Below are 23483 nucleotides of genomic sequence, written 5' to 3'. Positions count from 1 at the left end.
CTAGGGATCCCCACTTTGTAGGGTTGGGGGGCAATGAGGAGATGGGGAGAGAGTTTGACGCTTTTCCTAATAATTAATAACGATGCAAATTGTAAGCGTAACAGCTGAAAAGATAGTAAGAATATGGAAATTTTAGAAACAATTGGTTTTGATTTGGGGCATGGTGAAACAGCTGTAACAAAAGCTATTGTGGAGAGCATCGAACCTCCCCAGATGCTGGAAATTAATAATAAGAAAAATCAAATTACGGCTCTTGGTTGGCATCCCCAACTTGGTTATCTTGTTGGAGAACAAGCCTTAATTCAAGCTGGTGTGACTCAGCTGCAAATCTCTTTTAAGCAAAAACCAAATCACGACCCAGATTACAGAAAAACAATCAGCACTTTTGTTGCAACCTATTACCGTCTTTTGCAAGAAAGTAAACAAATTGAAGGTGGAACAACTAGCTACTTTTACGTTGGTTGTCCCTCTGGATGGTCAGTGAGCGAACGGGAAGAATATCAAAAGCTACTGCAAACTGCTGGTATTCCCCACCTGAATGTCGTACCAGAATCACGGGCTGCTTTCATGCAAGCCAAGGAAGCCGGGAGGCTGGAGTATGAAAAGCTAAAATCATCGGTGCTAATTGTTGATATTGGTTCTTCAACTACTGATTTTACTCTAGTTAAAAGCTTACATGAAATTCCAGTAGATTTTGGTAGTAATGCTTTAGGAGCATCTTTAATTGATCGTGCTATTTTTGAACGTACTCTCGCTAAACACGATCAAAAAGCGTTACTCGAAAAAGTATTTAAGGAATATCCCCATCACCAAGCACGTTGTGAACTTGCTTGCCGCAAAGCCAAAGAAAATTATTTTTCTAACGAACAACTATACAGCGATTCTCAATCTTTTGCTCGTGGTTTTGAGTCGATTAACGAACAAATTTATTTTATTCCCCAAGTCAACAAATTGATCATGGAGGAAATTTTGAACCAACCCTTACCCGAACTCGGGCAAAAGAGTTGGATGCAAGCATTTCGCGCCGCCGTCAGTGAGGCAAAACAAAAGCTAGATCAACAAAATATCGTGCCGAAACTTTTACTTATGACTGGCGGCGCATCTCGGATGAAGTTTACACATCAAATTTGCCAGGAAATTTTTCCTGAACCAGAAACCCTCCTGCGTCCCGATCCGGAACCAGAACGGTGTATTGCGCTGGGTTTGGCGCGAGTCGGACGATGGGATTTGCGTGCAACTGCCTTCAAACAAGAAGTCAATAAACTATTTGAATCACAAAAGCTCAAAGATTTAATTGAGAGACAGATCCCGGAGTTAGTCGACTTATTAATTAAGCCACTGGCAGATAATTTGATTGAAAGCGCTGTGAGAACAGGTATCAAAGATTGGCAAAAGAACCAAATCCGGACTTTAGTTGATTTAGAAACATCTATGAAAGAACGAGCAGAACAGTGGCTCAAAAGCGATCGCGCTCAAAAAATTATTAATAATCAATGCATCAGTTGGTTTAATAATCAAATTCAACCAGACTTAGCCGCAGAAACCGATCCGATTTGTCGTCAGTTTCACATACCTAGAAGTAGTTTAAGGTTTGAGGAAGGCATCGATCCAACTTTTGTCAACCCAGAGTTACGCATTGGTGATGCTATCCTGGCTGACACAGTAGCATTTATTGTCAATGTGGTAATTGGCGGAGGTACTCTCGCCAGCATCATTACTCTCATCCTCACCGGACATTTTACCTGGCCAATTGCCTTAGTATATGGGGCTTCGGTGATGGCAGCAGGCATGGAACTAAACCGCCAGGGTGTCAAAGAAGCAATCAAGACAAATGTTGATGTCCCCAGTTGGCTACGTCCGAGTTTTTTAAATGATAAGAAAATCGACGATATATGTAAGCAAATCAAGCCTGAGTTAGAGAAAGTGCTGCAAGAACAACTAACAGCAAATCAAGAGGCTTTTGAGCAACTAATTGCCAAAGTTGAGCAAGGGTTGCAAAAAGCTCTTTCCGCAAAGGTTCAAGAGGCAATCATTCTCATTCAATAGGTGGTTAGGCAAAATTAGATAGAATTTACGCACAAGTCATGGAAAATAAAACCGCAGAGGCACAGAGGACACAGAGGAATAAGAGTTAGAGAGGATATTGCGTAAGTACCTCCTTCTGCCTTCTGCGGGGCCCCCACAAATTCGCGATTCGGAGAACGAATTTGTGGGGAACCCCTTGTGCCCTCTGCCTTCTGCCTTATTTTCAAGCCAGCGTTACTGCTGATCCAACCGCAGCACTGCCATAAAAGCTTCTTGGGGAACATCAACTGTACCTACAGCTTTCATCCGCTTTTTACCCTTGGCTTGCTTCTGTAACAGTTTTTTCTTCCGACTGATGTCACCACCGTAACACTTAGCAAGTACGTCCTTTCGTAAGGCGGGAATGTGTTCACTGGCGATAATCTTGCTACCAATAGCGGCTTGAATTGGCACTTTGAATTGATGGCGAGGAATGAGTTCTTTTAACTTCTCAGCCATTGAACGTCCAACACCATAAGCTTTATCGCGGTGGACAATCATCGCCAAAGAATCAACTGGTTCGCCGTTAATCATGATATCTAGCTTCACCAAAGGATTCTCGCGGTAGCCGATCAGGTGATATTCCATACTGGCATAACCACGCGATCGCGATTTCATCTGATCAAAAAAGTCAGTGACGACTTCTGCCAAGGGTAATTCGTAAGTCAGTGTGGTACGTCCTTGGGTGAGATACTTCATATCTTTAAACACACCACGTCGGTTTTGTGATAATTCCATCAAAGTACCGACATAAGTCTCTGGTGTAATCATTTCTACCTGAACGTAGGGTTCTTCTATTTTTTCCCGTTCGTTGGGAGGGGGCAAGTGACTAGGGTTATCGATGTAGAGTACTTCACCTTTGTTGGTGGTTACTCGGTAAACTACTGAAGGAGCAGTAATAATTAAATCTAAGTTGTATTCTCGTTCCAAGCGTTCTTGCACAATTTCCATGTGCAGCAATCCCAAGAAACCACAACGGAAACCAAAACCCATGGCGCTAGAGGTTTCTGGTTCATAATGCAGGGCCGCATCATTAAGTTTGAGCTTTTCTAATGCTTCCCGCAAGTCCTCAAATTGATCTGCATCAATGGGGAACATGCCACAGAACACCATTGGATTAGCTTCTTTATAACCAGATAGGGGTTCAGCAGCTTTGGCATTAGCCAGGGTGATAGTGTCGCCGACGCGGGCATCAGCCACAGCTTTAATGGCTGCTGCCAAGTAACCTACTTCTCCAGCGTGTAAGTCTGTAACTTGCTTTTGGTTGGGAGAAAGTACACCTAACTCGTCAATTTCGTATTCCTTGCCAGACGCCATTAAGTAGATGCGATCGCCTTTCTTCAAAGTCCCATCCATCACCCGGAAATATACAATCACACCCCGGTAGCTGTCATAGTAGCTATCAAAAATCAATGCTCTTAGAGGTTCATTGACTGTATTTCGTGGTGGTGGAATACGTTCTACAATTGCTTCTAAAATTTCATCAACCCCAATTCCCTCTTTAGCAGAAGCCAGAATTGCACCACTGCAATCTAAGCCAATAATTTCTTCAATTTCTCCAATGACTCTATCTGGTTCTGCTCCCGGTAAGTCAATTTTATTCAACACCGGAATAATTTCCAGGTTGTGTTCTAGTGCTAAATAAACATTGGCGAGAGTTTGTGCTTCTACACCTTGGGAAGCATCTACTACCAACAATGCACCTTCACAAGCTGCCAAACTGCGAGATACTTCATACGAAAAATCCACATGACCAGGAGTATCAATTAGGTTTAGTACGTACTGTTGACCATCTTTTGCTGTGTAGTTCATCCGGGCTGCTTGCAGCTTAATAGTAATGCCGCGCTCCCGTTCCAGATCCATATTGTCGAGGAACTGTTCTTTCATGAGGCGATCGTCCACCGTGCCAGTGACTTGCAGCAAGCGGTCAGCAAGAGTAGATTTGCCGTGGTCAATGTGAGCAATAATACAAAAATTCCGAATACGAGCTGCGGGAACGTCAGTCATAATACTTTTTTGCTTTAGCAGCAACCAAGGTTAAACAGAAATATACTTAACGTATTTTAATGGTTTCTTAGCTCAGACGGTGTAATTAGAGGGGAAAGGTTAAGGGGGAGGTGGGGAGTGTGGGGAGGTGGGGAGGTGGGGAGGTGGGGAGTGTGGGGAGTGTGGGGAGTGTGAGGAGTAGTAGATCATTAACTAACCACTAACCACTAACCACTAACCACTAACCACTAACCACTAACCACTAACCACTAACCACTAACCTTTAACCACCAACAAAGAACAACCAACAAACAACCAACAACTAACAACCAACCACTAACTCTTGACTCTTGACTCTTGACCATTGACAAAATATAAAGGTCTATCTATGGCATCTGGTATTGAGCGGTTGGGAGCGTACAATAAACATCTAGAACTGCAAAATGCACACGAAAGCAGCTGATTGCAGGTCACAATTGCCTAGAGCTGACAACAAGCTTATCACAAAGCCTTTGATAAACGAATTGAGAGTTAGCAACTATGAATATGAAAGATAAAATTACCGACGCGGAAGAATCTCCAACCGATAAGGTAGAAATTGCAATTCGTCTAGACTCTGAACTGGTGGAGCAAATTCGCCATTTAACCAATGACCCCAGTAAAGTAATTGAAGTGGCGATTCGTCAGTGGTTACGAGGTGAAGTTCCCAGAGATGATGAACTCACACGCACTCCTAGACGTATGCCAGTACCACCACGAGGCGAATGGAATGATTAGTAACTGCATAAGATAAAAAATTAAGTTTCAGGGAGAGTGAGGAAGTGTAGATTTTCTAGGGCTGTCAGCCAAAAATTTACTTATCAAAAGTGCTAAAGCTGTAAAAAAATTATGCCAAGCTATAAACAGCTTCAGCCAAAAATATTTTTTGGGTTGCCATTTGTCTTATCCAACTCGAGTCATGAGTATTGCTGCTAATTCCCAACAGCCAAATTTTGTGTCTGAACATCTGGAAACTTTTACCAGTAACACTAATGGCTCATCCGCCAATTTGGGAGCCGAGTTGGTGTATACGCAAGATGGGATAGGGCGATATCTTTCCTTTCATTGGCAACACTGCCAAAGGTTCGGTATTGATCCTCAGCAAGTTGTTGATGCCAATGTCGATGCGGTTTTTGCCCCAGTAGATAAGGTTACTTACCTAGAAAGGTTGCAGCGGATACTTACAACTTTAGTGCCAGAAAAGTGTCAATACTGGTTTCGCTATCAAGAGCAGTTGATAGAGTTGGAGTTAATTATTAGTCCAATTTTGCCGACATTGGGTAATCCTGCGATCGCTGTTTTGGTGATCGGAAGGCTACTACAAGCCACAATCAGCGAAACAGAAATGGAAGCGATCGCAAAACCAGCCACAGAATTGGAATTAGCGTTACGTTCACAGCAACATCAACAATTGGTAACACAAATTACCAGAAATATCCGCCGTACTCTAGACTTGGATGTAATTTGGCAACAGACTGTTGACAGTTTAGGAGAACTGCTACAACTAAAGCGTTCGATTATCTGTCCATACCAACCGTCAAATAACAAGCTCAAGGTTATAGCAGAGTATCGTCAGCCAGCATTAAGTTCTGTATTGGGTTTAGAAGTGGATATTGCTGCTGAACCGGCATTTGCTAGAGCTTTGACTACCTTAGAACCAATTTTAGAAGAAAACCCTAAACATCCGCTATTTGGGCAAGAAACAATGTTGGTAGTAGCAACCTGCTATCAAGATCAGCCCAACGGATTAATTGCTGTGACTCTGTGCGATAAATGTTATGGTGTAACAGCCACAGAACTTGAACTAGCAAAAGAAGTGGCAGACCAGTTAGGGACTGCGATCGCTCATGCGACTTTGTATAGAGAACTAGAAGCCGCACGCCAACAAGCAGAAGAAGCATCCCGCCTCAAAAGTGAGTTTCTCGCTAACGTGTCCCACGAAATTAGAACGCCGCTTAACGGGATGATCGGCTTTTTAAAATTAATTTTAGACGGGATGGCTGACGATCCAGAGGAACAAAAGCAGTTTATTTTGGAAGCCCATAAATCATCATTACATCTGCTGGATGTCATCAGTGACATCTTAGACTTTGCCAAAATCGAAGCAGACAAAATGGAACTGGAACTAGTGCCAGTCAGTATTGCAGAACTCTTCAGTGATGTAGGCAACTTTATGCGCTTGCAAGCCGAACAAAAAAATCTGAGCTTCCAAATGCATTTGCCAGATACATCGGATGATATTCTTGTCTATGGTGACTACCAACGCCTCAAGCAAGTAATGCTGAATTTAGTCGGCAACGCCATTAAATTTACCCATGAAGGTGGTGTGACTGTCAACGCCGATGTAGTGCGCAAAACAGTAATATTTCAAGACCGAGAATTTCCCGGTATGGTAAAAGTGCGTGTGGCAGATACTGGTATTGGCGTTTCTCTAGATCAACAAGACAAACTGTTTCAACTATTTTCACAAGTAGATGGTTCCCGCACTCGTCAATATGGGGGCACAGGTTTAGGACTTGTCATCTCTCAAAAACTTGTAGAGGCTATGGGTGGAGAAGTACATTTTTATAGTTTGGGTGAAGGGCTTGGCTCTACAGTAACTTTCAATGTACCACTGTATCAGCAACCAGTCATGGTTTCACCGAGTGAAGTTAATACACAAGAATAGTCATTTGTCACTGGTCATGAGTCATTAGTAAAGAAGTTTTCACAAATGACAAATGACAATTGACAATTGACTAATCACACTAGATTAAACTGAGAAAAGTGAAGTCAAATGTGGTGGTATGACAACTCCAGACACAGCCCGCGAGTTATTCCAAACTGCTTACGAAAGCCGTTACACTTGGGACAAAAACTTTCCTGGTTACAGTGCAGATGTACAAGTGGTGCAGGGTGCGGAGGTTTACACAGGTCAAGTTCGCATTAACCACGACATGAGTATAGAAGTTACAGGAGTCAGTGATCAGCAAGTTGCAGAAGGTATTTACACTCAATTACAGGATATGGTCACTCACCGCCAACGTACTTCTTTTGAGGAGTCGCATGGCAATCACGAGTTTGTTCTTGGTGAAACAGACAACACCGATGCAGTGGAAATTTTGGTCAAAGCTGACTCAATGGATTCTAATTACAAAATCCGGGACAAGCAAGTTTGTCAGGTAAATCGAACAATGGGTCGTATGGCTTTTGTAATAGATACTTATAAAAGTTTGGATACAGGTGAAGGCTATATTCCCATTTCCTATCAGGCTACTTTCCGCAACACCCAAACCAACAAAGTCACCAGCATTCTGAAGTTTGCAGATACCTATGAGAAAATAGGCAACTACTACATCATGACTAAGCAAGTTGTACAAGAGTATATAGATGACAAAAATACTACTAATACTGAGTTCAATTACTCAAATATTGTTCTTGGTTAGTAGTTGGTTGTTGTTTGTTGGTCGTTAGTGGGTAGTCCCCACACTCCCCATTGCCCCCCAACCCCACAAAGTGGGGACCCCTAGCCCCCCATCTCCCCATTGCCCCTAATCCCCACTCCCTTGGGGGAGTGGGGGCCGGTGAGTTCCCCATCTCCCCACCTCTCACCTCCCACCTCCCCACCCTTCTTGTACTAGGATGTAGTTAACAAATATAGAAATAAATATTTCTGCTCAAAAGAGGTCTGAAAAAAATGGAACTGACAGCTGACAACGTAGAAACTGTTTTGGATGAGATGCGCCCTTATCTGATGTCTGATGGTGGTAACGTGGAACTTGTAGAACTCGATGGCCCCATTGTCAAACTGCGGTTACAAGGCGCTTGCGGTTCTTGCCCAAGTTCCACAATGACTTTGAGAATGGGTATTGAACGTCGTCTCAAGGAAATGATTCCTGAAATTGCAGAAGTTGAGCAAGTAATTTAGGAATGGGGAAAGAGGATAGGGCAACGGGGATCGGGGACAAACCAGACAAGAAGGACAAGGGAACTCTTAGCAGGGAGCAGGAGGACGCGGAGAATAACTAATGCCTAATTCCCAATTCCCGATCTCCGATCCCTGATCCCCGATTCCTGATCCCCGATCCCCGTTGCCCCTAATCCCCACCAGGGGCCCCGAGTTCCCCAATCCCAAAATAAGCCTATGTCTCATCCCCTCTACATCGCTTTTATCTGGCATCAACATCAGCCGCTGTACAAATCTCGCAGCGGCGTTTCGCTTTCTTTGTCCCAGCATTATCGCTTGCCTTGGGTACGTCTACACGGTACTAAGGATTATCTGGATTTAGTACTACTTTTAGAGAAGTATCCAAAGTTACACCAAGCCGTGAATTTAGTACCATCGCTGATCTTACAGTTAGAAGATTATATAGCTGGTACAGCTTTTGATCCTTACTTAGAAGTTAGTCTCACGCCTTCAGAACAACTCACTCAGCAACAGCAAGAATTTATTATCCAACACTTTTTTGATGCCAATCATCATACGATGATTGATCCTCATCCCCGCTACAGTGAGTTATATAGCCAAAAGCAAGAGAGAGGACAAGCTTGGTGTTTGGAAAATTGGCAAGCACAAGATTATAGCGATTTATTGGCTTGGCACAACTTGGCTTGGATTGATCCTTTGTTTTGGGATGATCCAGAAATTGCTGCGTGGTTAAAACAAGGTCGAAATTTTACTTTAAGCGATCGCCAGCGTATTTATTCCAAACAACGAGACATTATTGGCCGCATTATCCCGCAACACCGGAAAATGCAAGAAACAGGGCAAATTGAGGTACTAACTTCGCCCTACACTCACCCGATTTTGCCCTTACTTGCTGATACTGATTCCGGCAGAGTAGCTGTACCAAATATGACCTTGCCTCAGTATCGATTTCAGTGGTCAGAAGATATTCCCCGACATTTACAAAAAGCCTGGAATTTATATATAGATAGATTTGGGAAAGAACCCCGTGGTTTATGGCCCTCGGAACAGTCAGTTAGTCCAGAAATATTATCGTATATTATCAAACAAGGATTTAAGTGGATTTGCTCAGATGAAGCAGTGTTGGGATGGACGCTGCGGCACTTTTTCCACCGTGACGGGGCGGGAAATGTGCAACAACCAGAGTTATTGTATCGACCATACCGTTTAGAAACCCCTGCCGGTGATTTAGCGATCGTCTTCCGTGACCATAGATTATCAGATTTAATTGGTTTTACCTATGGTTCCATGCCACCGAAACAAGCAGCAGCCGATTTGGTAGGACACCTGCAAGCGATCGCTAAAATGCAAAGAGAACACCAAAGCGAACAACCTTGGTTAGTCACCATCGCTTTGGACGGCGAAAATTGTTGGGAATTTTATTCTCAAGATGGCAAACCCTTTTTAGAAGCTTTGTATGCAACCTTAGAAAGGGAACCACATCTCAAACTCGTCACCGTCTCAGAATTCCTTGAACAGTACCCACCAACAGCAACTATACCTGGAAAACAACTACATAGTGGTTCCTGGGTAGATGGTAGTTTTACTACTTGGATTGGCGATCCTGCCAAAAATCGTGCTTGGGATTACTTGACACAGGCACGTGCCACCTTAGCAAATCATCCAGAAGCAACCGAAGAAAACAACCCAGCAGTTTGGGAAGCATTGTACGCAGCAGAAGGTTCTGACTGGTTTTGGTGGTTTGGTGAAGGGCATTCTTCCAACCAAGATGCGATTTTCGATCAATTATTTCGCGAACATCTGTGTGGTATTTACAAAGCTTTAAATGAACCCATACCTCCCTACTTACGTCAGCCTGTAGAAGTTCATGCTGCACGCACAGATCATCGTCCAGAAAGCTTTATTCATCCCAATATAGACGGTAAAGGAGATGAACAAGACTGGGATAAAGCTGGACGTATCGAAATAGGTGGCGCACGGGGAACAATGCACAACAGCAGCGTCATCCAACGTCTGTGGTATGGGGTGGATCACTTGAATTTTTATCTGAGGCTGGACTTTAAAGCAGGTAGTCAGCCAGGACAGGATTTGCCACCAGAGTTAAATTTGCTGTGGTTTTATCCTGACAAGACCATGCACAATAGCCCTATTCCCTTAGCGGAAGTGCCAGATATTGCACCAGTCAATTACCAGTTTCATCATCATTTAGAAATCAATTTGCTGACGCAATCGATTCAATTTCGGGAAGCAGGAGAACATTATCAATGGCATCCTCGTACCAGTCGCGCGCAAGTTGCATTAGACCGTTGTTTAGAGATTGCAGTCCCGTGGGCTGATTTACAAGTTCCACCAGACTATACTCTGCGCTTAATTCTAGCGTTTGCAGATGAAGGGCGTTTTTGCAATTATCTACCGGAGAATGGCTTGATTTCGATTGAAGTGCCTTAATATTTGTTCGTTGTTGGTGGTTGATCGTTAATTGAAGAGGAGGTTTGCACATCGATACACACAGATAACAAAGATAGTCAACCCTGGCACGAACCATCCGTGTTCATCTGTGTTCATCTGTGTACCCTTCGGGAAGCCGCTTGCGCGTCTACGATAATTATTATTCCTGGCACTGCGCCACAATCTTGTTGAAAACTCGACCACCGTACAAGGCGATGCACACCGATAAAAAGACAGCCAGCCCAGGCAAAAACCATCCGTGTTCATCTGTGTTCATCTGTGTACCCTTCGGGAAGCCGCTTGCGCGTCTACGATGATTATTATTCCTGGCACTGCGCCACAATCTTGTTGAAAACTCGACCACCGTACAAGGCGATGCACACAGATGGATCATGAGTTTGCTGCTAAGTTAATCTTTACGTCCGCCAAAATAATTTTAATTTAGTACACAAACTCACAAAAATAGCAATTATGAGAGTATACACAACTCCTTTGAGAAATCCTGTGAAAGGAGTATGAGTATGAGGTAAAATAAAAGTTTCAAGATTAGTTAATTTCAAAATAGGCCAAAGAAGATTGCCAAAAGCAACATAACCAATCATGGGATTCTGACCGTTATCGATAAGTAGCTGCAAACATTGACGTTGATTAAAAATATCTATAATTACAGTCAAAATAATTAATAAAAAGAATGCGATCGCAGTAGTCACAAAAAAATAACTAAATGTAGCAGGGTCTTTTTTAATGCCGTTTTCAAAAGGTTCAAATAGTAAACCAAGTATCAACCAATAAACTGCCCACCGATAAAAAGATTTAATTAATCTTTCTTGTTGGCTTGTTAAATTAACAAATAAAAACCAACTAATTAAACACAGTACTACACATACTAAACTTGTTTGCCATAACCATCTAGCTTGCAAACCAATTAGTAAAGTTATACAAATAGCTAGCATCAACAAAAGAATGCCATAAAAACGTAAACCCTGCCATCTTGATTGATTTCTTACTTCTTGTTGCTTGGATAAATAAATCCCTAACGAATCTACAATTAAATCACCAGCAATCGTTCCAGGAATCACAATCAATAAATACTTCAAATAATCAAACCGAAAAATCCAAGAAATAGGCGATGCTTGCCAAAGCACTGCAATCCAACTTCCTTTAACAGTTGCAGATAGTCGTAAAGCAATTAAAAAACCTAATAATCCCAAACGTAACAGCCAATTATTCTTGGTAAATAACCAAGCTAATGAGCCAAAAATAGCCATATTTGTCAGAACAATCAGAATAATATCACTTCTAAAAACAGAAAACCCATTTCCCTCTGGATAGTTAATCACACAAACAAGAATACCAGCGGCTACCCAAGCAATAGGGGTAATCAAAATAGCATATTGTCTGATTTTCTGATTTTTAGACCACCTCACGAACATCAAGAAAAGTATCAAAAAACCCAGTAAAGCTATCCACCAAGTTTGTGTAGTTGGAGTTTTATTAATTGCCAAAGGTCTAATATGTTGCAAGAAGATTGCAAATATTCCTAGTAATAATCCTCGTCTGAGAATATAAAAAATAATTTGTATTTTTGTTAATCCTTTAGCCAAACGATTTAATAGAGCTAAAGGAATAGCGGCTCCCATAGAAAATAAGAAAATGGGAAATACAATATCTACCCAAGTTAATCCTGGCAGATTAGGATTAAAAATATGGTTTGGTGGCGGCTCCTGAGCATGGTACATCCAAGCTGGTAAAATTTCATAGCTGATAGTACCTGATAAAATCATTGCCAAAATCGCAAATCCACGTAGTGCATCCAATGCATAGTAACGTTTTAAACTAGAATTACTAATACTATTATTTGGCTGCATATAAATTTAAATATGAGATTAGACAAATTTATTCTTCAGTTTTTATTTTTTCTTGGTTAACTTTCTGATCGAAAATTGATTTCTCATCGAACGTCGTATCAAATTTTTCTATTAAAGTTTTGACTGATTCTTGCCGACTAACTGATAAACGAGGTATTTCATATTGATTTTTTAAAAAATTTCTATTCAAAATCTTATTATTGTATAAATAACCTGACAAATAATATTTAGATACGTATTTTTGGACTCGCTCATTATAAGCACCATATGGATAGGCAAAATGAGAGGCTACTTTTTGCTGCGGATCTAAATCATGTGTACATTTTCTTAATTCATTTTGGGATTCTAATAATTCTTTAATTAAGTTTTTATTACTTAGTCTTGTTAAGTTCTTATGATTTAAACCATGAGATTGAATATCATAAAAACCTTGTTGTAAGCCTTCTCTTAATTCCTGACAACTTAAGTTAGTGGAATTAACACTACCTTTCTTATATAAAGTACCTGGATTTATAAATAGAACTACTTTTATTTTCTTGCCATACTTTTTTTCTAATCTTTTTAATATAGGTAGTAAATTTGTGTATACTGTTCTATAGCCATCATCAAAAGAAATCATAATAGGCTTTTTCTTCACAAAAAAATCGGAATGTCTATGATTTTGATTTGATAAAATTTCATATAAATCGTGTGAACTTAAAAACCAATAATCGTTAATCAGCAAGTATTCTAGAAATTTTTCTAAATCTTTTTGGGGATAATGCATCTTACCTTGTTCAAGCTGGATAACAGAATTTTTATTGTTAATTACACCATGAAACCCCAAAATAGGAATGACAGTAGCATTATCCTGAAAAATTAAAAGAAATAAGATAATAATAAAACTTACAGCCAAACTCAGAGGTAAATTTTTACTTTTTGGAGGTTTCACAACTGGATGAGTTTTGCTGTAAGTCATTTTAGAGTGTTCAGGAATTAGCCAAATATACAGACAACATTAAGGACTTGGAAATGAGGATTTGCTGCAAGATTTGTCAAAAGTGACAAATGAACCTTATTTTTTTGTAAAAAAACAAATTATCATAGTCTATTGACTTCCATACTGAATTATATTTTGGTTTATTCTATACCAGCAAAAAATACCAAGTCTATACTACTCGAATTATTTTCTTTCAATACGGGTAGTGATAGAGCGTAATCGTATACAGATCAAGTGAGTCGTAATCAAAGTTAATAGTATGTCCTTATTACAATCTCCTCTAGCCAGCAATAATAAACAATCACGTACCGTTGGACGGGGCGTACAGTCTATATTTTTGATTGTGTTTACCCTGTTGATGACAAACGGTATTGTAGCGAGGTTGGTATATTTGCAAATTGTTCAAGGCCCCACTCTCCGAGAAAGGGCTGAGTCTAATCGAATTCGGCTTTTACACAAACAACCAGAACGGGGTAATATTTTTGACCGCAATGGCAAACTTTTAGCTACTACTCGCTATCCTCATTCTGTATATTTGTGGCCGATGGCTCATAAGAAAAAGGATTCCTGGTCGAGAGTAGGACCACGTTTATCTCAAATTCTGAATATTCCCTTAGATGAGATAGAAAAGAAACTCGAAGAAGCTAAGAGAGAACCAAACTATTCTGGACTAGTGCGGATCAAACGCGATTTAAGTTTAGATGAAATCACTGCCTTAAAAGAGTATGAAACCGAACTAGATGGCGTGGAAATACATACGGATGCAGTTCGTTACTATCCACACGGTAAAGAATTTGCACATGTGTTAGGTTATACGCGCGAATTAACTCCCGAACAGTTGCAACAAAAAAGACACGAAGGCTACCGTCTTAGAGATGTGATTGGTCAGATGGGGGTCGAGAAGGCCTATGAAGACTTACTCCGGGGTGAATGGGGTGGTCAGCAATTGGAAGTAGATGGTAGCGGACGTCCATTACGGATTTTGGGACAAAAACAGGCAAAAGCTGGTGAGGATCTACGATTAACCCTAGATGCGGATTTGCAAATAGCAGCAGCAAAAGCTTTAGGCGATCGCAATGGAACTATCATCGCCATGAACCCCCACAACGGCGCCATCTTAGCAATGGTGTCTCACCCCACCTTTGACCCTAATGTTTTCTCCAAGCCAAAACCTTCTCAAAAAGAATTGGAAGAAATTTTGTTGGGTGCAAATCATCCCTTACTCAATCGTGCTTTGAGAGCCTATCCCCCAGCAAGTACATTTAAAATTGTCACTACTACCGCCGGGTTAGAGTCGGGTGAATTTTCTCCTGACACAATACTACCAACTTATGGTTATCTAAATTTTGGCGGTACTCGTTTTAATGAGTGGAACCATGCTGGATTTGGGACAGTGGGATTTGCACGAGCGATCGCGATGAGTAGCGATACCTTTTTTTATCAAGTTGGTGCTAGAGTTGGTGGCCCGACTTTAATTGAATGGACGCGCAAGTATGGGTTTGGTAAAAAAACTGGTTTTGAATTTACCTCAGAGGAATCCAAAGGTTTTGTTCCCGATGAAGCATGGAAACGGAAAACCTGGAAAATGCCTTGGACTGTGGGTGACTCTGTGAATATGTCAATTGGTCAAGGAGCGCTACTTGCCACTCCTTTACAAGTTGGTGTGATGTTTGCTGTACCTGCTAATGGTGGTTACAGAGTTCAACCCCATTTACTCGAAGACAACAAGCAAGCCAAATCTTGGCGTGAGTCAGTCAATATGAAACCCTCTACAGTCCAAGTTCTGCGGGATGGACTGCGGAAGGTAGTCAGTGAAGGTACAGGTAAAGCGCTAAATGTGCCGACTCTTCCTCCTGTAGCTGGTAAAACTGGAACCGCCGAAGCTTGGTTACGTCATGGTGTTAAAGCCAATCATGCATGGTTTGGTGGTTATGCTCCCGCTGATAAACCAGAAATTTTGGTTGTGGCATTTGCAGAACATTCTGGTGGTGGTGGCGGTAGTGTTGCTGGACCAATGGCGTTACAAGTTATGGAAAGTTATTTTCACAAGAAATATCCAGGTAAATACAACAAGCCTGAGGGTAATAACTCAGAAAATTATCGTCCTTAGTACAATGGTTTGTGATTTCGTAGCGAATTCTCTGCGTCTGTGATGTGCTTATTCCGCAGTACGCGTGGGTTTAAGGTCGCTACGATTTCACTGAAAGCTGTAGTTTTTTGGTGTGTTAGGTGGTGACAAGAATTATGTTTTGAAAAACGAACACCGATGCACACCGATGAACACAGATGAATACAGATAGATTTTTCTTTTGTGGCTAGGTGGTGATTGCTAATAATGATTAATCGAAAGCTTTACTTTTTTGGTGTGTTAGGTGGTGACAAGGATTATGTTTTGAAAAACGAACACCGATGCACACCGATGAACACAGATGAATACAGATAGATTTTTCTTTTGTGGCTAGGTGGTGATTGCTAATAATGATTAATCATAATTAGTAGCAATATCCTTGTAACTCGCTAGAATTACCGTATAATATCTCATGCAGGAGGTGGACTATGGCAATATTAGAACTAGAAGACGGTAAAGTATACACTGACCTAAAAGATATTTCCCGGGAACTAGCATCCCTCAATATTCAACTTAATTATTGGCCTGTAGGAGAAGACTCCCAATTACACGAGTTACTGGCAAAAGATAGCCTCAATGAAGATGAAAAAGAACAAGTATTAGTAGCTTTGGATCGCTATTTTGAGCAGTTGCAACAAACAGCAGGCTATCAATCCCGTGATTTAATTGTTCTTCATCCAGAAACTCCTAACTTGGACGGATTGCTAACAAAGTTTGACAAGATTCATACTCATGCAGATGATGAAGTACGCTACGTGGTTGCTGGAGAAGGAATTTTTGGCTTTGTGCGTCCTGATGGCAGCCAGGTAGAATTAACAGTGCAACCACAAGAGTATATCAATGTGCCTGCTGGGACTGAACACTGGTTTTATCTCACACGAGAGCGAAGAGTGAAAGCAGTACGCTATTTTACCAATACAGAAGGCTGGGTTCCTGAGTATACAGGTACACCAATTCACAGGCGTCAGGCTGTTGCTTAAAAAATGAAACGTATCATTTTTTGCGACTTTGACGGTAGTATTACGGTATCAGAAACTTTTGTGGCTGTGCTGAAGCATTTTGCACCTCAGCTTTCTGCCCAACTGATACCAGAAATGTACGCACGGCGACTGACGTTACGCGCAGGAGTCAGGCAGATTTTGGAGTCCATTCCATCTGCTTGCTACCCGGAAATTTTAGAATTTACCCGCAAAGAACCAATTCGTCCAGGGTTTACAGAACTATTGGATTTCTTGGAAGTAAAGAAAGTGCCTTTGGTAGTAGTTTCTGGGGGATTGCGGGGTATGGTGGAAGTTGTGTTAGGCGAACTAGTGCCACGAATTCATGCCATCCACGCTGTTGATGTCGATACCAAAGGTGAGTATTTGCACCCTAATTCAGAGTTTGAAGGCGGGACAGAATTAGTTGCGAAAGTGCAAGTAATGGAAAAGTATCCAGCAGATGAGAAAATAGCTATTGGAGATTCGCTGACTGATTTAAATATGGCATTAGCAACACCGATAGTGTTTGCTCGCGATCGCCTAGCGTATTATCTCGAAGAAAATCAAAAACCTTACATTCCCTGGCAAGATTTTTTAGAAGTGCGCGATCATCTAGCACAATTGTGGAATTCTGTCTAGTATAATGAACAGCCCAACGCTAACCGATGCCCGTCTTGAGTTAATCACTGCTGCCCGTCACTTTTACCAACAGGGTTGGATGGTAGGAACAGCAGGTAATCTCTCAGCACGTTTATCTGATGGTAGCTTCTGGATTACAGCTAGTGGTAAGTCGAAAGGAGAATTGGCAATAGATGACTTTGTGCGGGTTTATCCTGATGGTAAGGTAGAACAACCCACAAAAGACTCCAAGCCTAGCGCTGAAACTGCCATTCACCAGGTTATTTATAACCTTTTTCCACAAGCCACAAGTTGCTATCATGTCCACTCAGTGGAAGCAAATCTAGTTTCACGATTTGTCAATGAGGATGCTTTACCTTTGCCACCACTAGAAATGCTCAAAGGACTTGGGGTATGGGAAGAAAACCCTGATTGCGTGATGCCTATATTTGCTAATCATTTAGAGGTTCAGCAGATTGCAACTGAGATCAAAACAAGATTTAGCAACACTCCCCCACAATTGCCAGCCCTACTCATCCGCGATCACGGTGTCACAGTTTGGGCTGCTTCCTCCACAGAAGCTCGTAACTACATTGAGTTAGTAGAATATATTTTCCGTTATATGGTTGCAGCGCAGCGAGTTTTTGGCAAAGAGATGGGGTGATGGGGAGGCGTGAGGAGTGTGAGGAGTGTGAGGAGTGTGAGGAGTGTCAGGGGTGGGAGAGACAAGGGAGACAAGGGAGACGACTTGGGGGACATGGGAGAACACTAACACTAACGCTAACAATCAACAACCAACAACCAACAAACAACCACTAACTATTGACGACCAATGACTAATACAATTCGTGTAATTGCCCGTATAAATGCTCAGCCAGAAAAAGTCGAAGATATCAAAGCAGTCTTATTAGAAATAATTGAACCTACTCGCCAGGAGAATGGCTGTATAAAATATGAATTGCTGCAAAATCAGTCTGATCCCACTGAATTTACCTTTGTAGAAGAATGGGCTTCTCATGACGCCTTAAATGCTCATCTGGCTTCAGCACATATTCAAACAGCTGCGGCTAAATTGCAAGACTTGGTAGCAAATGAAATAGATATCCGTCGCTACAGTCTGTTAACTTAACATTCTCCTGATTAGCGATCGCGTTTTGTTTGACTTCAAAACAACAGATGCTTTCTCCTGATCTAAATTCTCTACAATTCTCAACCAGATTTTTAAACACAGCAGATATATTGCAGCTGGCTGAATTTTGCATTATCTGCAATGATTTTTTCGAGCTTGTAGAAAAGCAAACCGCCTCAGAAAACACCGCCCGAGAAATTTTGCAGGCTCGTCCATCAGCAGTACCACCTGACAACAAAATAGTATTGGGATTCGAGACAGACAAGCAACTGGTTGCTGTCGTAGAGTTACTTCGAGATTATCCCCAGCAAAATACGTGGTTTGTCGGGCTACTATTGCTCCTACCGGAGTATCGCTGTAGCGGATACGGTACACAACTTTGGCAAGCAATAGAAAAGTGGATCGGGGAAGCAGGAGCAACCGAGGTAAAGTTAATAGTCCAAGAGCAAAATCCAAGGGCGCGTCTGTTTTGGGAACGCATGGGTTTCTCTTTTGAAGCCAGTGTAACTCAAGTGTTACTTAATGGAGAAAATCGTGTCGCACGCTTGAGGAAGACATTAACACTTGCTTTAGCAATAATCTTTTTGTCTTTTATGAGGTAATTGATTACAGATGCGATCGCCTCTGCATCTCCTTGTTTTGCGCGTTGTAAAAGACTTGTCTGGGTCATGGCTTTATAAACTAAGAAATTTAAAACAGTACACCCTACTACCATGATTCCCGCATCAAGTTCATTATTAACGCTATGTGAGCAATCTAGTCAATTCAATTATTTATGTCTAAGTACAGCATTTCATTAGTTCATAGCGAATGAGCTTTGTTAAGACTCTGCTACCTGGTGCGCTTACTCTGCACTCCTGTGCGTTTCAAAACACTAAAGACATTACAATAAAGCAGTACTTATTGTCGTAGTGTTTCAAAGATTATTTTTTCCCATAAAGACACGCGTTTTCTACCCCAAAAACAGCTTGTAGGCTGGATTCTTATTTTCATCCCAGTAACGATAGCCGAGAGTATCCAAAAAAGCCTGCCATTCTTCCATCTCATGGGGAGGAACCTGTATCCCTACCACAATCCTGCCGTAATCTGCCCCATTGTTGCGGTAGTGGAACATACTAATATTCCAGTTGGGACTCATAGAATCCACAAACTTCATTAATGCACCAGGACGTTCGGGAAACTCGAAACGATAAAGCAATTCATTGTGAGCGAGGGGAGAGTGTCCACCTACCATATGGCGCAGGTGTAATTTTGTCAACTCATCATCGGTTAAATCGATTGTTTTGAACCCGCAGCTTTCAAAGGTAGCAACCAGCTTGGCGCGATCGCCACGATTTTCGATTTGCACACCTACAAAAATATGAGCTTCTTTTTCATCGGCAATGCGATAGTTAAATTCAGTTAAGTTGCGTCTGCCTATACATTTGCAAAACTTACGCAGACTACCCGCTTCCTCCGGAATTGTCACTGCAAAGATCGCTTCACGGCGTTCACCCAGTTCTGCCCGTTCTGCCACAAAGCGGAGGCGATCAAAGTTCATATTTGCACCGCAGGCAACAGCAATTAATGTTTGTCCCTGGATTTGTTCTCGTTCTACATAAGCTTTAGCACCTGCGATCGCTAATGCCCCCGCAGGTTCTACAATATATCGTGTATCTTCAAATACATCTTTTATCGCGGCACAAGTGTCATCTGTATCAACTAAAATGATGTCATCCACATACTGCTGACACAGCCGAAAAGTTTCTTCCCCGACTTCCCGCACTGCTACACCGTCAGCAAATAAGCCAACTTGAGACAAACGTACTCGTTTTCCAGTTCGCAACGATTGATACATGGCATCTGCATCTACTGGTTCAACACCAATAATCTTGATCTCTGGACGCAACCGTTTCACATAAGCCGCAATTCCAGAAATCAATCCACCCCCGCCAATAGCCACAAAAATTGCATGAATCGGTTGCTGATATTGCCGTAAAATCTCCATCCCGATGGTTCCCTGTCCAGCAATGACATCGGGATCATCAAAGGGATGAATAAAAGTTAAGCCTTTTTCTGCCTCTAGTTGACGAGCGTAAGCATAGGCATCATCGTAGGTATCCCCGTGTAATACTACCTCACCACCACGCGCTCTCACTGCATCTATCTTTACCTGGGGTGTAGTTACAGGCATGACAATAATGGCTCGTGTTCCCAATTCCCGCGCACCAAGAGCAACCCCTTGGGCATGGTTTCCTGCGGATGCAGCAATTACACCCTGAGCGAGTAAATCCGGTGGCAGATTTGCCATCTTGTTATAAGCGCCACGCAGCTTAAAGGAAAATACTGGCTGCATATCTTCGCGTTTTAGCAGCAGCTTGTTATTTAGCCGTGCAGATAAATTAGGAGCGTGTTCTAATGGTGTTTCTTGGGCAACATCGTAAACGCGGGCAGTCAGAATTTGTACCAGGTAGTCACAGAGCATGGGCGTTAACAGGTTGATAGATGCCGGATAGAGGATAATTTTACGGCACTTTTGTACCTGTCAACTCAGTGAACAGTTATCAATTATCAGTGATCACAAATAAAGTACCCCTAACATGAATTAACAAAAGCCGATAAACATACCACAAGTACCATCCATTCACCAACGGAAAATCCATCTGTGTCATCTGTGTTAATCGGTGTGTATCGGTGGTCGATAAAAAAATGATTTTTCTACCACACGCAATAATTCACACCAGGCGTAATTAAATCGGTATACAGCAGGGAATAATGATACATCCACCTTCTGCACGCTGACTTTGCAGAGTCTGAGCAGATATTTTGCACGCTTTGAATCTTTGGGGAGCCATTTGTATAGCTGTGAGCAAATTGTGGTTAATCAGTAGACGCTTAACATAATCAGAACAAGACTCACCCCCATAGAGTAACCGATGGGGACATGAAAAACCCTTACGAGGAGACAGATGCTTTTGGTAAGTATTGAGTGATGCGATCGCAGCTTGGGTTACAACAGCCTCAATCGTACTGACTGACATAAAACATATAGTAATAGAAACTACCACTTCATCTTCTATCTAAGATCCGCTGCTATGACTCTATCAACAGGTTTAATTTGCGTAGTGGTACAAATCTGACACCGGGCCATTTCCACGCCAAATGTGAATAAAATCAAATATCGGTGAACTTCATTCACAATCAATAATATGAGTTTTTCTAGTCGCAACTCACAAGTAAAAACCATAGGGACGTACATTATACTAAGTGCGATCGCAATAGTGACCCTTTTCCCCTTATTTTGGCTTGTAAGTACTGCACTCAAATCTCAAACTGAAAATATCTTTCAGTCACCACCACAGTTATTGCCAAGTCAACCAACTTTCGAGAACTTTGTTAGCGTTTGGCAATCTAATCCTTTTGGACAATACTTATTCAACAGTACTTTGGTCGCTGTGCTAACTGTGGGATTCAATTTACTGTTTTGCGCTTTGGCTGCTTATCCTCTAGCTAAACTCTCATTTCCAGGCAGAGACTGGATTTTCATCGCAATTATTTCCACAATTATGATTCCATTTCAAATTGTGATGATCCCTCTGTATATTTTGACAGTCCAGTTGGGTTTAAGAAACACTTATTTAGGCATAATTTTTCCTAGCCTAGCTTCCGCCTTTGGTATTTTTCTGTTGCGACAAGCTTTTATGAGTGTGCCAAAAGAGATGGAAGAAGCAGCACGTATGGATGGCTGTTCAGAGTTAGGTATATGGTGGCATGTAATGTTACCAGCAGTTCGTCCCGCATTAGTCACTCTGGCAATTTTCGTTTTTATTGGTTCTTGGAGTGACTTTTTGTGGCCTTTGATTGTGATTCAAGATGAAAGCTTGTACACCCTACCTTTAGGTGTAGCGAAACTAGCGGGTACTTTTTCTCTTGATTGGCGGTTAGTGGCTGCTGGCTCAGTAATTTCTATTCTGCCAGTAATGATATTATTTCTATTTCTACAACGCTACATTGTACCGACAGAAACTGGTAGCGGTGTGAAGGGATGACTGTAGCGAATGCAAAGTTAAAAGCAGCATGATCGCGATCGCTTTGATTTTAGCGGCTTGCAGTCAAAGAATCCTTCAACAACGGCGATTGGAAGGATGCTCAGGTAAAGTTGTGGCAAGCAGAAAACAAATTCCTATGAGGACGAGTGCGATTAACAATGAAGTTTTGATCCCTGAAGTCGCTGCATCAAGGTTAATTGATCGCAGCAAGGGATAAATTGACGGTGGCAGTCTGTTGGCAAATACCACTTTGAGTTCTTCTCGAGAAAACGTCTGAAGCATCTGTTGTAATTCGGCAATGACTTCACTGCGCTGGACTGGTGGCAATGTTTTGCCGAGATTTTGTAAGATGCTATCAACAATGTTTTGAGAGGCAAAAAATACGAGCGATGTACCGAGAACCCCTCTCCCTAACGAACTGCCCAAATTCTGAATCGGATTGTAAATTCCAGAACATTCTGGTTTCTCATACATCGACGCAGCTGAGTAAGTGAGTCCGCTAATATAATATAGGACAAAAATAATCCTGAACCCACACCCATAACAAGCAATCCCGGCATCAGTTCCAGCGAGGTAACTCGGGGATGCAAGCTGCTGTAAAGTATGCCAATGCCAGCGGCAAGCAAACAAATCCCGCTACAGACGATATACTTAGGTGGAATACGGTTGCCTAAAACTAGATACTTCACAATCGCAACTAACACGATTACCATCGTTACGTTATAAGGTATGATTGTGAGCGCCGTTTTGAATGGATTCAGCGACAGTGCAACGGGCACAAACTGATAAAGATTGAATTGCACGCCCGTTACAATCATTGTGTGCAGCATCGCAGTGAGAACTCCCAGTACAAATCCTCGCTTACGCAATAGTCCGACTCGCAGTAAGGAAGCTGCACATCGGTTTGCCTGCCGTCGTTGCCAGAAACTAAAGAACCCTAAAGTGATCATCCCAACGGCAACCAATACGGGGACGATCGAGAGCGAAAACGGTGGGATCACCAAACCTGCAATGGAAAACATGCGCTTCGGTTCCCACCAACCAAATTCTCCTGCCAAGCTCATGCCTACAAAGATAGAGCCAAGCCCCAAAAACGAGAGTAAACCGCCTACCCAGTCGATCAGTTGTGTACAGCGAATAGTTAGATTTGGCAGCGATCGCCTCAACAGCAACACTAGGAGTAGGATACTCAGTGAAGGCGCAAATGCCCAACGCCAACCAAAAGTGGAGGCAAGGTAGCCCCCTAGCAGCGATCCAGATAAGCCACCCAGCGTTGAAGCCAAAATTAGCGCTAAGGTTGCCCACCTGA

Annotated in this window: 20 protein-coding genes and 1 pseudogene; 13 read left to right on the top strand and 8 right to left on the bottom strand. The window is 42.0% G+C overall.

Annotation, left to right across the window (positions count from 1 at the left end):
• The first annotated feature begins 123 nt into the window (after nt 1-123).
• Nucleotides 124-2046, top strand: coding sequence for an Hsp70 family protein (locus tag UYI_RS0117445; protein WP_016867931.1), 1923 nt, complete (start codon nt 124-126; stop codon nt 2044-2046).
• A gap of 213 nt (nt 2047-2259) precedes the next feature.
• Here the strand turns inward: UYI_RS0117445 and lepA are convergent, their stop codons facing one another.
• Nucleotides 2260-4071 carry a translation elongation factor 4 gene (lepA, locus tag UYI_RS0117440; RefSeq protein WP_016867930.1) on the bottom strand — a complete coding sequence of 604 codons (1812 nt, stop codon included), beginning with the start codon at nt 4069-4071 and terminating at the stop codon, nt 2260-2262.
• A 519-nt stretch (nt 4072-4590) separates the two neighbouring features.
• Here lepA and UYI_RS0117435 point away from each other — a divergent pair.
• The 3 genes from UYI_RS0117435 to UYI_RS0117425 all read left to right on the top strand — a co-directional run bounded on the left by UYI_RS0117435 (nt 4591) and on the right by UYI_RS0117425 (nt 7514).
• Complete coding sequence (locus tag UYI_RS0117435) at nt 4591-4827, top strand: hypothetical protein (RefSeq protein WP_035138736.1); 237 nt, start codon at nt 4591-4593, stop codon at nt 4825-4827.
• 181 nt (nt 4828-5008) lie between these two features.
• Complete coding sequence (locus UYI_RS0117430) at nt 5009-6757, top strand: ATP-binding protein (RefSeq protein WP_016867928.1); 1749 nt, start codon at nt 5009-5011, stop codon at nt 6755-6757.
• A gap of 118 nt (nt 6758-6875) precedes the next feature.
• Nucleotides 6876-7514 carry a DUF3386 domain-containing protein gene (locus UYI_RS0117425; RefSeq protein ID WP_016867927.1) on the top strand — a complete coding sequence of 213 codons (639 nt, stop codon included), beginning with the start codon at nt 6876-6878 and terminating at the stop codon, nt 7512-7514.
• On the opposite strand, the gene UYI_RS39040 is transcribed toward UYI_RS0117425, so the two are convergent.
• Nucleotides 7486-7665 carry a hypothetical protein gene (locus UYI_RS39040; protein WP_235147966.1) on the bottom strand — a complete coding sequence of 60 codons (180 nt, stop codon included), beginning with the start codon at nt 7663-7665 and terminating at the stop codon, nt 7486-7488. The genes UYI_RS0117425 and UYI_RS39040 overlap by 29 nt on opposite strands.
• A gap of 100 nt (nt 7666-7765) precedes the next feature.
• On the opposite strand from UYI_RS39040, the gene UYI_RS0117415 reads away from it, so the two are divergent.
• A complete protein-coding gene (locus UYI_RS0117415; protein WP_009457148.1) occupies nt 7766-7996 on the top strand; it encodes a NifU family protein in 231 nt (76 codons plus the stop codon).
• 216 nt (nt 7997-8212) lie between these two features.
• A complete protein-coding gene (locus tag UYI_RS0117405) occupies nt 8213-10444 on the top strand; it encodes a glycoside hydrolase (protein WP_016867925.1) in 2232 nt (743 codons plus the stop codon).
• Between the two features lie 416 nt (nt 10445-10860).
• Here the strand turns inward: UYI_RS0117405 and UYI_RS0117400 are convergent, their stop codons facing one another.
• Nucleotides 10861-12312 carry a DUF5009 domain-containing protein gene (locus UYI_RS0117400; RefSeq protein ID WP_016867924.1) on the bottom strand — a complete coding sequence of 484 codons (1452 nt, stop codon included), beginning with the start codon at nt 12310-12312 and terminating at the stop codon, nt 10861-10863.
• A 28-nt stretch (nt 12313-12340) separates the two neighbouring features.
• Nucleotides 12341-13270 (bottom strand): polysaccharide deacetylase family protein, encoded by a 930-nt coding sequence (locus UYI_RS0117395; protein WP_016867923.1) that lies wholly within the window; start codon nt 13268-13270, stop codon nt 12341-12343.
• A gap of 280 nt (nt 13271-13550) precedes the next feature.
• On the opposite strand from UYI_RS0117395, the gene mrdA reads away from it, so the two are divergent.
• The 6 genes from mrdA to UYI_RS0117360 all read left to right on the top strand — a co-directional run bounded on the left by mrdA (nt 13551) and on the right by UYI_RS0117360 (nt 18748).
• Nucleotides 13551-15401: a penicillin-binding protein 2 gene (gene mrdA, locus UYI_RS0117390; RefSeq protein WP_016867922.1), complete on the top strand. Its 1851-nt coding sequence runs from the start codon at nt 13551-13553 to the stop codon at nt 15399-15401.
• A 446-nt stretch (nt 15402-15847) separates the two neighbouring features.
• Nucleotides 15848-16399: a 1,2-dihydroxy-3-keto-5-methylthiopentene dioxygenase gene (locus UYI_RS0117385; protein WP_016867921.1), complete on the top strand. Its 552-nt coding sequence runs from the start codon at nt 15848-15850 to the stop codon at nt 16397-16399.
• A gap of 3 nt (nt 16400-16402) precedes the next feature.
• Complete coding sequence (locus UYI_RS0117380; RefSeq protein WP_016867920.1) at nt 16403-17038, top strand: HAD-IB family phosphatase; 636 nt, start codon at nt 16403-16405, stop codon at nt 17036-17038.
• A 4-nt stretch (nt 17039-17042) separates the two neighbouring features.
• Nucleotides 17043-17681, top strand: coding sequence for a methylthioribulose 1-phosphate dehydratase (gene mtnB, locus UYI_RS0117375; protein WP_016867919.1), 639 nt, complete (start codon nt 17043-17045; stop codon nt 17679-17681).
• Between the two features lie 168 nt (nt 17682-17849).
• Nucleotides 17850-18146: a putative quinol monooxygenase gene (locus tag UYI_RS0117365; RefSeq protein ID WP_016867917.1), complete on the top strand. Its 297-nt coding sequence runs from the start codon at nt 17850-17852 to the stop codon at nt 18144-18146.
• Between the two features lie 47 nt (nt 18147-18193).
• On the top strand, nt 18194-18748 hold the full coding sequence (locus tag UYI_RS0117360; RefSeq protein WP_016867916.1) for a GNAT family N-acetyltransferase: 555 nt from the start codon (nt 18194-18196) through the stop codon (nt 18746-18748).
• A 350-nt stretch (nt 18749-19098) separates the two neighbouring features.
• Here the strand turns inward: UYI_RS0117360 and ilvA are convergent, their stop codons facing one another.
• Both ilvA and yidD read right to left on the bottom strand, forming a co-directional pair.
• Entirely contained in the window at nt 19099-20610 is a 1512-nt protein-coding gene (gene ilvA / locus UYI_RS0117355) for a threonine ammonia-lyase, biosynthetic (RefSeq protein ID WP_016867915.1), read from the bottom strand.
• 265 nt (nt 20611-20875) lie between these two features.
• Nucleotides 20876-21166: a membrane protein insertion efficiency factor YidD gene (gene yidD, locus UYI_RS0117350; protein WP_016867914.1), complete on the bottom strand. Its 291-nt coding sequence runs from the start codon at nt 21164-21166 to the stop codon at nt 20876-20878.
• A gap of 168 nt (nt 21167-21334) precedes the next feature.
• On the opposite strand from yidD, the gene UYI_RS0117345 reads away from it, so the two are divergent.
• Nucleotides 21335-22174, top strand: coding sequence for a carbohydrate ABC transporter permease (locus UYI_RS0117345; RefSeq protein ID WP_026086013.1), 840 nt, complete (start codon nt 21335-21337; stop codon nt 22172-22174).
• Nucleotides 22175-22249: 75 nt separating this feature from the next.
• On the opposite strand, the gene UYI_RS38335 is transcribed toward UYI_RS0117345, so the two are convergent.
• Together UYI_RS38335 and UYI_RS32845 are read right to left on the bottom strand one after the other, a co-directional pair.
• Nucleotides 22250-22600 (bottom strand): hypothetical protein, encoded by a 351-nt coding sequence (locus UYI_RS38335; RefSeq protein ID WP_016867912.1) that lies wholly within the window; start codon nt 22598-22600, stop codon nt 22250-22252.
• Nucleotides 22585-23483, bottom strand: a pseudogene (locus UYI_RS32845) (hypothetical protein); the annotation flags it as partial. The pseudogene UYI_RS32845 and the gene UYI_RS38335, both read right to left, overlap by 16 nt.

This window comes from Fischerella muscicola PCC 7414, from assembly GCF_000317205.1.
Taxonomy (GTDB): domain Bacteria; phylum Cyanobacteriota; class Cyanobacteriia; order Cyanobacteriales; family Nostocaceae; genus Fischerella; species Fischerella muscicola.
Note: the sequence above shows the minus strand (reverse complement) of the source record. Positions and strands in the feature narration are given on the sequence as shown.

Bases quoted from the DNA above. Each gene is read 5' to 3' on its own strand.
- UYI_RS0117445 (WP_016867931.1), top strand. From the start codon at position 124: ATGGAAATTTTAGAAACAATTGGTTTTGATTTGGGGCATGGTGAAACA.
- lepA (WP_016867930.1), bottom strand. From the start codon at position 4,071: ATGACTGACGTTCCCGCAGCTCGTATTCGGAATTTTTGTATTATTGCT.
- UYI_RS0117435 (WP_035138736.1), top strand. From the start codon at position 4,591: ATGAATATGAAAGATAAAATTACCGACGCGGAAGAATCTCCAACCGAT.
- UYI_RS0117430 (WP_016867928.1), top strand. From the start codon at position 5,009: ATGAGTATTGCTGCTAATTCCCAACAGCCAAATTTTGTGTCTGAACAT.
- UYI_RS0117425 (WP_016867927.1), top strand. From the start codon at position 6,876: ATGACAACTCCAGACACAGCCCGCGAGTTATTCCAAACTGCTTACGAA.
- UYI_RS39040 (WP_235147966.1), bottom strand. From the start codon at position 7,665: ATGGGGAACTCACCGGCCCCCACTCCCCCAAGGGAGTGGGGATTAGGG.
- UYI_RS0117415 (WP_009457148.1), top strand. From the start codon at position 7,766: ATGGAACTGACAGCTGACAACGTAGAAACTGTTTTGGATGAGATGCGC.
- UYI_RS0117405 (WP_016867925.1), top strand. From the start codon at position 8,213: ATGTCTCATCCCCTCTACATCGCTTTTATCTGGCATCAACATCAGCCG.
- UYI_RS0117400 (WP_016867924.1), bottom strand. From the start codon at position 12,312: ATGCAGCCAAATAATAGTATTAGTAATTCTAGTTTAAAACGTTACTAT.
- UYI_RS0117395 (WP_016867923.1), bottom strand. From the start codon at position 13,270: ATGACTTACAGCAAAACTCATCCAGTTGTGAAACCTCCAAAAAGTAAA.
- mrdA (WP_016867922.1), top strand. From the start codon at position 13,551: ATGTCCTTATTACAATCTCCTCTAGCCAGCAATAATAAACAATCACGT.
- UYI_RS0117385 (WP_016867921.1), top strand. From the start codon at position 15,848: ATGGCAATATTAGAACTAGAAGACGGTAAAGTATACACTGACCTAAAA.
- UYI_RS0117380 (WP_016867920.1), top strand. From the start codon at position 16,403: ATGAAACGTATCATTTTTTGCGACTTTGACGGTAGTATTACGGTATCA.
- mtnB (WP_016867919.1), top strand. From the start codon at position 17,043: ATGAACAGCCCAACGCTAACCGATGCCCGTCTTGAGTTAATCACTGCT.
- UYI_RS0117365 (WP_016867917.1), top strand. From the start codon at position 17,850: ATGACTAATACAATTCGTGTAATTGCCCGTATAAATGCTCAGCCAGAA.
- UYI_RS0117360 (WP_016867916.1), top strand. From the start codon at position 18,194: ATGCTTTCTCCTGATCTAAATTCTCTACAATTCTCAACCAGATTTTTA.
- ilvA (WP_016867915.1), bottom strand. From the start codon at position 20,610: ATGCTCTGTGACTACCTGGTACAAATTCTGACTGCCCGCGTTTACGAT.
- yidD (WP_016867914.1), bottom strand. From the start codon at position 21,166: ATGTCAGTCAGTACGATTGAGGCTGTTGTAACCCAAGCTGCGATCGCA.
- UYI_RS0117345 (WP_026086013.1), top strand. From the start codon at position 21,335: ATGAGTTTTTCTAGTCGCAACTCACAAGTAAAAACCATAGGGACGTAC.